General features: G+C 72.3%; 6 protein-coding genes and 1 pseudogene. 1 reads left to right on the top strand and 6 read right to left on the bottom strand.

The genetic code is table 11. From position 1 onward, the window contains the following. From ACWGKU_RS29300 to ACWGKU_RS29280, 5 genes and pseudogenes are all read right to left on the bottom strand, one after another. A pseudogene (locus ACWGKU_RS29300) lies at positions 1–231 on the bottom strand (ABC transporter permease); the annotation flags it as partial. Beyond that, a complete protein-coding gene (locus tag ACWGKU_RS29295) occupies positions 228–1,226 on the bottom strand; it encodes an ABC transporter ATP-binding protein (protein WP_401049655.1) in 999 nt (332 codons plus the stop codon). The gene ACWGKU_RS29295 and the pseudogene ACWGKU_RS29300, both read right to left, overlap by 4 nt. A gap of 78 nt (positions 1,227–1,304) precedes the next feature. Continuing rightward, entirely contained in the window at positions 1,305–2,642 is a 1,338-nt protein-coding gene (locus tag ACWGKU_RS29290; RefSeq protein WP_452180036.1) for an NYN domain-containing protein, read from the bottom strand. Positions 2,643–2,964: 322 nt separating this feature from the next. After that, positions 2,965–4,014 carry an aspartate-semialdehyde dehydrogenase gene (locus ACWGKU_RS29285; RefSeq protein WP_359908324.1) on the bottom strand — a complete coding sequence of 350 codons (1,050 nt, stop codon included), beginning with the start codon at positions 4,012–4,014 and terminating at the stop codon, positions 2,965–2,967. A 114-nt stretch (positions 4,015–4,128) separates the two neighbouring features. Further along, a complete protein-coding gene (locus ACWGKU_RS29280; RefSeq protein WP_452180035.1) occupies positions 4,129–5,016 on the bottom strand; it encodes a dihydrodipicolinate synthase family protein in 888 nt (295 codons plus the stop codon). Between the two features lie 93 nt (positions 5,017–5,109). Here ACWGKU_RS29280 and ACWGKU_RS29275 point away from each other — a divergent pair, with 93 nt between their 5' ends. Then, positions 5,110–5,997: a LysR family transcriptional regulator gene (locus ACWGKU_RS29275; RefSeq protein ID WP_452180034.1), complete on the top strand. Its 888-nt coding sequence runs from the start codon at positions 5,110–5,112 to the stop codon at positions 5,995–5,997. Positions 5,998–6,085: 88 nt separating this feature from the next. On the opposite strand, the gene dnaE is transcribed toward ACWGKU_RS29275, so the two are convergent. Continuing rightward, complete coding sequence (dnaE, locus tag ACWGKU_RS29270) at positions 6,086–9,619, bottom strand: DNA polymerase III subunit alpha (protein ID WP_401052670.1); 3,534 nt, start codon at positions 9,617–9,619, stop codon at positions 6,086–6,088. Between the last annotated feature and the right edge of the window lie 44 nt (positions 9,620–9,663).

Raw genomic sequence — 9,663 nt, 5'->3', positions numbered from 1 at the left:
GGACCGCGCCTCCGAGGACTGCCCGGCGTCCACCACGCCCCGCATCATCACCAGGATGCCCACGGACTGGAAGGTGGCCACGAACAGCAGCGGGATGCGCGCCACCCGTGCCCGGGCGAGCTGCGCCCGGTACACGGCCGCGAGCGCCGGCAGCAGCCTGGCCGCGGGGGCGAGCGGAGCGGGGGCGGCCGTGGACCGGTCGGTCCGCGGGGGCACCGAGAGCAGCGTCACTTGGCCAGTCCTCCGTGGCGGCCGCCCAGCTTGAGGTACGCGTCCTCAAGGCTCGGGGTGGCGAGGGTGAAGTCGTCGAGGGCGGCGAAGGCCGGGCCGGTGGTGACGGCGGCGACCAGCTCGCGGGCCTGCTCGGGGGTGGTGCGGACGGTCCAGCGGCGGCCGGTGCACTCGGCCCGCTCGCGCAGCGCGGCGACGGCGGGCACGCCGACCGGCGCCTCGTCCCGCCAGACCAGGTCGAGCCGGACGTCGCCGTCCACCAGCGCCTTGAGCCCGCCGGGCGTGTCGCAGGCGATCACCCGGCCGTCGTCCACCACGGCGACCCGGTCGAGCACCGTCTCCGCCTCGATCACGTTGTGGGTGACCAGCAGCACCGTCGTCCCGTGCTCGGCGCGCCGCCGGTCCACGGCGCTCCACACGGCCCGCCGGGCGACGGGGTCCATGCCGGTGGTGGGCTCGTCCAGGACGAGCAGCGGCCGGTCCCCCACCAGGGTGGCCGCGAAGCAGGCGAGCCGCCGCTGTCCGCCGGACAGCTTCGCGAGCGGCCGGGTGGCGATCGGCTCCAGCCCGAGCTCCGTCAGCACGTCCGCGGCCGTACCGCGGGCCTGGGCCCGGGTGAGGCCGCGCAGCCGTCCGGTGGTCTCGGCGGCGAGCGCCACCGTCAGCTCGTCCAGCGCGGTGGATTCCTGCCCGAGGTAGCCGAGCAGCCGGGCGGCCCGCTCGGGGTGCCGCACGATGTCGTGGCCGAAGAGTTCGACGGATCCCGCGTCGGGGCGCAGCAGCCCGGTGAGCTGGCGCACCAGCGTCGACTTCCCGGCTCCGTTGGGCCCGAGCAGCCCGAAGATCTCGCCCCTGCGGACGGTGAGGGTGATCCCGTCGTTGGCCCGGATCTCGGTGGCGGCCGCGCCGCGCCCGCTGCGGTAGGTCCTGACCAGGTCGCGCACGACGGCGCACGGCTGGGGTTCCTCGGGTGCTCGCCCGGCCGTCTCGTTCACGACCGACGACTCTACGCGCTCGTACGGGCGAACCGGACAACGGGGCCCTGCCGACCCCCGGGCCGCCGACCGGCCGGCTCAGTCGTCGACGACCATCGACCCGCCCGGCACCCGGGCCGCCAGTTCCTTCCAGAACCCGGCCCGGATGGCGTAGCGGTCGTGCTCGTCGATCTGGTCGTCCTTGTGCGCCAGCAGCCCGAAGCGGGCGGCGTAGCGCAGCAGCTCGCCGTCCACCCGGTGCGGGATGCGCGGGTAGTCGGGCCAGAGCATGGTGAGTCTCTCGGTGTCGCCGACGCGGTCGCTCCAGCGGCGGGCGAAGACCTGCCCGACTTCGTGGGCGTCACCGCCGATGGAGGTGATGTCCTCCTCGCGGTCGGCCCAGCGCTGCTCGGCGGTGGTGAGCTGGGCGAGGGTGGGCAGGCTGTCGCCGGCGGTGACGGCGGGCTCCGGGGCGGGCCGGTCCACCCAGCCGCGGTCGGAGGACCAGCGCAGCACCGGCCCGGCCTGCGCGACGGCCCCGTGCCCGTTGACCCCGTGCCCGTTCGCGGCGTGCCCGTTCGCGGCGTGGCCGGTGGCCGCGGGGCCGTTGGTTCCGTTCGCCGACGGGGTGATCGCGGTGACGGAGGAGGCCCTGCCGGCGAGGTCCTTCGGCGTCGGGACGACCTTGAGCGCGGCCGCGGCCGGCTGCGGCCGGCCGTCGGCGTCGGGATCCGCTCCCGCCGAGGCCGCGGCGGGGGCCTCGGCGGCCGAGGCGGCGGCCACCGGACGGACCACCGGCGGCACCACGGTGGGCGGGGCGGCCGGCGGGGCGGCGAGGATCTTGGCGATCTCCTGCCGGGCCCCCGGGGCCGGGAACATGCTGGAGTGCTCCCGCAGCGAGAAGGACCCCTCGATCCACTCCCGGTCCAGCACCCGCCGCTCGTCCGCCTCGCCGACCAGGTCCTCGGACTGGTTGAAGTCGCCGTCGGCGGCCTGCAGGGCCCACAGGTGGACGGCCACCCCGTGTTCCTTGGCGGTCATCATGCCGGGCAGCAGGTCCCCGTCACCGGTGATCAGCACGACGTCGGCGCAGGCCCGGTTGCGGGCGAGTTCGGAGAGTTCGGCGTGCATCGCGGCGTCCACACCCTTCTGCACCCAGCGCCCCTCGGCCCGGGTGAGCGCGCCGAGCCGTACGGTGACCCGGGGCAGTACCCGCAGCCGCCGGTGCTCGGGCATCGGGCGCCGGTCGGGCGCGGCGTCGAACCAGTAGATCCGCAGCAGCGGCAGCCCGGTCTCGGCCTCGGCGCGCTCGCGCAGTGCGGTGATCAGGGCGGTGTGGTTCACCGTGACCTTGGACCGGGACGGATCCCCGGCGAGCAGGCTGGCGGCGGCGCCCAGCAGATATCCGGCGTCCACCAGGACGACACAGCGGTCCATCGCGCACCTCTTTTCGCTCGCCCTCGGAATCAGTCGGGTGGGTCGATTCGGGAATGGGCGGTCCTCCCGCCGTCCGGGCGTGCCGAGGTGAGGGGCCCCCGTCGTCGCCCGATCGTTGGGTCACCTTTTACCCCCGGTTCGCCCGCCGAACCTCGCCGGTTGTCCCGGCACCGCAACAGCCGCCCCGGCGCGGAGCGGACGAAAGCGAAGGCGGGCCCCGTACAACGACGAGGCCCGCCCGAGGTCACGCGGCGGTGTTCCGACCCTGTGGACGCCGGTGGTCCGGCCCGGGGGTCCGGCCCCCGCGCGGGACCGGAGGCGCTCAGCCCCTGAGCTCGGCGGCGACCAGCTCGGCCAGCTGGACGGCGTTCAGCGCGGCGCCCTTGCGCAGGTTGTCGTTCGAGACGAACAGCGACAGTCCGTTGTCCACCGTCTCGTCCACCCGGATGCGGCCGACGTAGCTCGGGTCCCGGCCGGCGGCCTGGAGCGGGGTGGGGATGTCGGACAGCTCGACGCCGGGGGCGCCGCTGAGCAGCTCGACGGCGCGCTCGGGGCTGATCGGGCGCTCGAAGCGGGCGTTGATCTGCAGCGAGTGGCCGGAGAACACCGGGACGCGCACGCAGGTGCCGGCGACCTTCAGCTCCGGGATGCCGAGGATCTTGCGGCTCTCGTGGCGGAGCTTCTGCTCCTCGTCGGTCTCGTTGGAGCCGTCGTCGACGACGGAGCCGGCCAGCGGCACCACGTTGAAGGCGATCGGCCGCTGGTAGACCTTGGGCTCCGGGAACTCGACGGCGCCGCCGTCGTGGGCGAGCGCGGCGGCGCCCAGCTCGACGACCTTGGCGGCCTGGTCCTGGAGCTCGGCGACGCCGGCCACACCGCTGCCGGAGACGGCCTGGTAGGTGGAGACGACGAGCGCGGCCAGGCCGGCCTCCTCGTGCAGCGGGCGCAGCACGGGCATGGCGGCCATGGTGGTGCAGTTCGGGTTGGCGATGATGCCCTTGGGGCGGTCCGCGACGGCCTCCGGGTTGACCTCGGAGACGACCAGCGGGACCTCGGGGTCGCGGCGCCAGGCGGAGGAGTTGTCGATCACGACGGCACCGGCCGCGGCGACCTTGGGGGCCAGGGCCTTGGAGGTGGAGCCGCCGGCCGAGAAGATCACGATGTCCAGGCCGGTGTAGTCGGCCGTGGCCGCGTCCTCGACGGTGACCTCGGTGCCCTGCCAGGGCAGCGTGCGTCCGGCCGAGCGGGCCGAGGCGAACAGCCGCAGCTGCTCCACCGGGCCCAGTCCGCCTTCACGACCAGCGCGCTCCGCCAGGATCTCGCGGACCACGCCGCCGACCTGGCCGGTGGCACCGACAATGCCGATCTTCATCTCCGACTACTCCTCTGAATGGTGCTGTTCACAGCCGCACTCTGCCCATCATGCCTTGTCACGCGGGTGGGGCGGCCTGGTGTTCCACGGTGTGAGAGGCCGCCCGGACGGACCCTAATGGTCCAGACCACTGGCGAGGGTCAGCGCGGCGTCGACCTCCGCCCGCCCGGCCGGCAGCAGCGGCAGCCGCACGTCCGGAGTCGGGATGCGGCCCTGGGCGTGCAGCACGCCCTTGGTCACCGACGGGTTCGGCGCCGTGAAGGCGGACAGCGCCAGCCCGGTCAGCCGGTGCCCGAGCGCCCGCGCCCGCGCCACGTCCCCGGCCTGCCAGGCCTCGGCCAGCTCGACGAACCGGGCGGTCGCCAGGTGGGCGGAGGCGAGGATGCCGCCGGCCGCGCCCAGCGCCAGCATCGGCGAGAGGAACGCGTCCTCGCCGGTGAGGAAGGCGAATCCGGCGGGGGCGTCGGCGAGCAGCTCGGCGGCCGTCCGGTCCAACCCTCCGGTCGCGTACTTGACGCCCACCACGCCCTCGATCGCGGCGAGTTCGCGCAGCGCGGCGGTGGAGAGCTGCTGCCCGGTGCGGTACGGGATGTGGTAGACGATCAGCGGCAGCGGGCTGCTCGCGGCCAGTGCCCGGAAGTGCGCGACCGTCCCGGCCTCGCCGGCCCGGACGAAGGACGGCGTGGTGACCAGCGCCGCCGCCCGCGGCACCCGCGCGCCGAACATGGTCAGCGCCTCGCCGACGGCCCGGGTGTCGCCGCCGGAGGCTCCGACGGTCAGCTGCGCCCCGCGCGCGGCGCAGGCGGCCGCGGCGACGTCCACCACCGCGTCCCGCTCCTCGGCGGTCAGCGCGGCCGGCTCGCCGGTGGTGCCGAGCGCGACCAGCCCGGCCGCCCCGGCGTCCAGGACCTCGTGCGCCAGCTTCTCCAGCGCGTCGAGGGCGACGGAGCCGTCGGCGGCGAAAGGGGTGATCAGGGGGACGTGGATGCCCTTGAGTTCCATGTCCACGATCCTGCGGCCCGTCGATCGCCCAGGTCCAGTTCATATTTCCGACGCTTCTCGTAAGCTGAGCCGATGCTCGACTAGGCTGGCCCGATGCTGGACGTCCGACGCCTGCGCCTGCTGCGCGAACTCGCCCACCTCGGCACCATCGCGGCCGTCGCCGAGGCGCTCTCCTTCAGCCCTTCGGCGGTGTCCCAGCAGCTGTCCGTCCTGGAGAAGGAGGCGGGCGTCCCGCTGCTGGAGCGCACCGGACGGCGGGTCACCCTCACCCCGGCCGGGCTGGGCCTCGTCCGGCACGCCGAGGCGGTGCTCGCCCTGCTGGAGCAGGCCGACGCCGAACTCGCCCACGCCAAGCGGGGATTGGCGGGACCACTGCGGATCGGCACCTACCCGTCGGCGGCCCGGGCGATCATCCCGGCGGTGCTCGCCGAGCTGGCCGGCTGGCACCCGGGGCTGGAACCGATGGTCACCGAGGTGGACCCGGCGGCCGTCGGCGCGGCCCTGCGGGCGGGCGAGCTGGACGTGGCGCTGGTGCACGAGTACGACCTCGTCCCGGCCGACCCGGAGCCGGGCCTCGCGGTGACCCGCCCGGTCTTCACCGAGCCCATGTACCTGGCCGCCCGCACCCCGGGCACCGTCGCCGAGCAGCGCGGCGCCCCGTGGATCATGTCCCCGCCCGACACGCTCTGCCACACCATGGCCGTCCGGGCCTGCGAGGCGGCGGGCTTCGCGCCGCGCATCCGGCACCAGATCGACGACTTCACCACCGTGCTGGCCCTGGTCGCGGCCGGCCAGGGCGTCGCCCTGGTCCCCCGCCTGGGCACGGCCGGCCTCCCGCCCGGGGTCGTCCTCACCCGCCTGCCGATGTACCGCCGCACCCGCGCCGCCTTCCGCGCCGGCGCCGGCTCCCACCCGGCCATCTCCGCCTTCGTCTCCGCCCTGCACATGGCCGTCCCGCCGGGCCTGGGCGGCGGCACCTGAGCCAGAGCGCCCGGGAGGGGCTCCTCCCCGGACACGAAAGGCCCGGGGCGCCCACCGCGACGGGTGCCCCGGGCCTTTCGCCTCCGCGCTAACCCGCCAGACAGCTCGGCCCGAGCAGCTGCTTCAGGTCCCCGAACAGCGCCGGGTCCGACTTCACCCGGTGCCGGTCCAGTCGCAGCACCGTGGTCTTGTTGCGGCCCTCCAGCCGCACCCGCACCTCGGTGGTGCCGCGGTGGCTGCCCAGCACCTCGCCGAGCCGGGCCACCAGCGGCGGGGTGACCTTCCCGCTCGGGATGTTGATGACGATCGGCGCCTCGGCGTGCGCGTTCGACAGGTCGGGGACGGACAGCTCCATCCCCATCAGCCGCGGCACGTCCTCCCGCTTGTCCAGCTTGCCGCGCACGAAGACGACGGCGTCCTCGACGAGCTGCGAGGAGACCAGCTGGTAGCTGGCCGGGAAGAACATGCAGTCGATCGAGCCCGCGAGGTCCTCGACGGTCGCGATGGCCCAGGCGTTGCCCTGCTTGGTCATCTTCCGCTGGAGGCCCGAGATGATGCCACCGATGGTGATGATCGTCCCGTCCGGCCGCTCCGCGAGGTCCGCGACCGCGCAGTCCGCCTTGTCGGCGAGCACGTGCTCGATGCCGTGCAGCGGGTGCGAGGAGACGTACAGGCCGAGCATCTCCCGCTCCTGGGTGAGCAGGAAGGACTTCTCCCACTCCTCCTCGGAGAAGACGACGTCCAGGCCGAAGCTCGGCTCGTCCGCGGTGGCGTCGCCGCCGAAGAGGTCGAACTGCCCCTCGGCCTCCTTGCGCTTCACGCCGACGACGTTGTCGATCATCGGCTCGAACTGCGCGCTCAGGCCCTTGCGGGTGTGGCCGAGCGAGTCGAAGGCACCGGCCTTGATCAGCGATTCGACGGTCCGCTTGTTGCAGACCACCGACTCCACCTTGTCCAGGAAGTCGGGGAAGGACGCGAACTTCCCCTTCGCCTTCCGGGTCCGGATCATCGAATCGACCACCGGCCCGCCGACGTTGCGGATGGCGGTCAGGCCGAAGCGGACCAGGGTGTCACCGTGCGGGGTGAAGTCCGAGTCCGACTCGTTGACGTCCGGCGGCAGCACCTGGATGCCCATCTTGCGGCACTCGTTGAGGTAGACCGCGGACTTGTCCTTGTCGTCCTTGACGGAGGTGAGCAGGCCGGACATGTACTCGGCCGGGTAGTTGGCCTTGAGGTAGGCCGTCCAGTACGAGACCAGCCCGTAGCCGGCGGTGTGCGCCTTGTTGAACGCGTAGCCGGAGAAGGGGACGAGGACGTCCCACACGGCCTGGATGGCCGCGTCGGAGTAGCCGCGCTCGCGGCAGCCCTTCTGGAAGGGGACGAACTCCGCCTCCAGGATCTCCTTCTTCTTCTTGCCCATGGCCCGGCGCAGCAGGTCCGCCTGTCCGAGCGAGTAGCCGGCCAGGATCTGCGCGGCCTTCTGCACCTGCTCCTGGTAGACGATCAGGCCGTACGTCGGCCGGAGCACCTCCTCCAGGGGCTTCTCCAGCTCCGGGTGGATCGGGGTGATCTCCTGCTGGCCGTTCTTGCGCAGCGCGTAGTTGGTGTGGGAGTTGACGCCCATCGGGCCCGGACGGTACAGCGCCAGAACGGCGGAGATGTCCTCGAAGTTGTCGGGCTTCATCAGGCGCAGCAGCGAGCGCATCGGCCCGCCGTCGAGCTGGAAGACGCCGAGCGTGTCGCCGCGGGCGAGGAGTTCGTAGGTCGGCTTGTCGTCGAGCGGCAGCTTGAGCAGCTCGATCTTCTCGCCCTTGTTCTTCTCGATCGCCTTGACGGCGTCGTCCATGATCGTCAGGTTGCGCAGGCCGAGGAAGTCCATCTTGAGAAGGCCGAGGCCCTCACAGGTCGGATAGTCGAACTGCGTGATGGTGACGCCGTCGGTGTGCCGGGTCCAGACCGGGATGTGGTCGGTCAGCGGCTCGGCGGACATGATGACGCCGGCGGCGTGCACACCGGGCTGGCGGATCAGGCCCTCGATGCCGCGCGCGGTGTCGATGACCTTCCGGACGTCCGGGTCGGTCTCGTACAGCCCGCGGATCTCGCCGGCCTCGCTGTAGCGCGGGTGCGAGGAGTCGGTGATGCCGGAGAGCGGGATGCCCTTGCCCATGACGTCCGGCGGCATCGCCTTGGTGATCCGGTCACCCATCGCGTACGGGTAGCCGAGGACGCGCGAGGAGTCCTTGATGGCGGCCTTCGCCTTGATGGTGCCGTACGTGACGATCATGGCGACCTTGTCGGATCCCCACTTCTCCGTCACGTAGCGGATCACGTCACCGCGCCGGCGCTCGTCGAAGTCGATGTCGACATCGGGCATGGAGATGCGCTCGGGGTTGAGGAAGCGCTCGAAGATCAGGCCGTGCGGGATGGGGTCGAGGTCGGTGATGCCCATCGCGTACGCGACCAGCGAGCCGGCCGCCGAACCACGGCCGGGACCCACCGCGATGCCCTGGCTCTTGGCCCACATGATGAAGTCGGCGACCACGAGGAAGTACGCCGGGAACCCCATCTGGATGATGGTGTCCATCTCGTACTCGGCGAGCTTCTTGTGCTCCTCGTCGTACCCGTTCGGGAAGCGCCAGTCCATGCCCTTCCACACCTGGGACTTGAAGAAGTCCGCCTCGGACTCGAAGCCCTCCGGGATGGGGAAGCGGGGCATCAGGTTCTTGAACTTGAACATGCCCTCGGTGTCGACCCGGGAGGCGACGAGGAGCTGGCTGTTGCGGCAGCCCTCCTGCCAGGCGTCCGAGGAGTCGAGGGCGTACATCTCGGCGGCGGACTTGATGTAGTAGCCGGTGCCGTCGAAGCGGAAGCGGTCCGGGTCGGAGAGGTTCTTGCCGGTCTGGACGCAGAGGAGGAGGTCGTGCGCGCCGGCGTCGGCCTCGGTGGTGTAGTGCGAGTCGTTGGTGACGACCGGGGGGATGTTGAGCTTCCTGCTGATCTCCAGCAGCCCGTCGCGGACCCGCTTCTCGATGTCGAGGCCGTGGTCCATCAGCTCCAGGAAGTAGTTCTCCTTGCCGAAGATGTCCTGGTAGTCGGCGGCGGACTTCAGGGCCTCGTCGACCTGGCCGAGGCGCAGCCGGGTCTGCACCTCGCCGGAGGGGCAGCCGGTGGTGGCCATCAGGCCGCCGGACAGCTCCGCGATCAGCTCCTTGTCCATCCGGGGCCACTTCACCAGCCAGCCCTCGGCGTAGGAGCGCGAGGTCAGCTTGAAGAGGTTGTGCAGGCCCTCCTTGTTGCGGGCCCAGATGGTCTTGTGGGTGTACGCGCCGGACGCGGAGACGTCGTCCCGCTTCTGGTGCGGCTGGCCCCACAGGATGCGCTTGGTGTTGGAGCGGGACTCCGGGGCGACGTACGCCTCGATGCCGATGACGGGGGTGATGCCCGCGTCGGTCGCCTGCCGGTGGAACTCGGCGGCGCCGTACATGTTGCCGTGGTCGGTCATCGCCACGTGGGTCTGCCCGAGGCGCTCGACCTCCTTGAACATCTGCTTCAGCCGGGCGGCACCGTCCAGCATCGAGTACTCGGTGTGGACGTGCAGATGCGCGAACGGCTGATCGCTCAAGGCGGGGCCTCCGGAGGCTCTGGTGCTGGTCTGGTGGGCCGGCG

Source organism: Kitasatospora sp. NPDC054768, from assembly GCF_053612025.1.
Note: the sequence above shows the minus strand (reverse complement) of the source record. Positions and strands in the feature narration are given on the sequence as shown.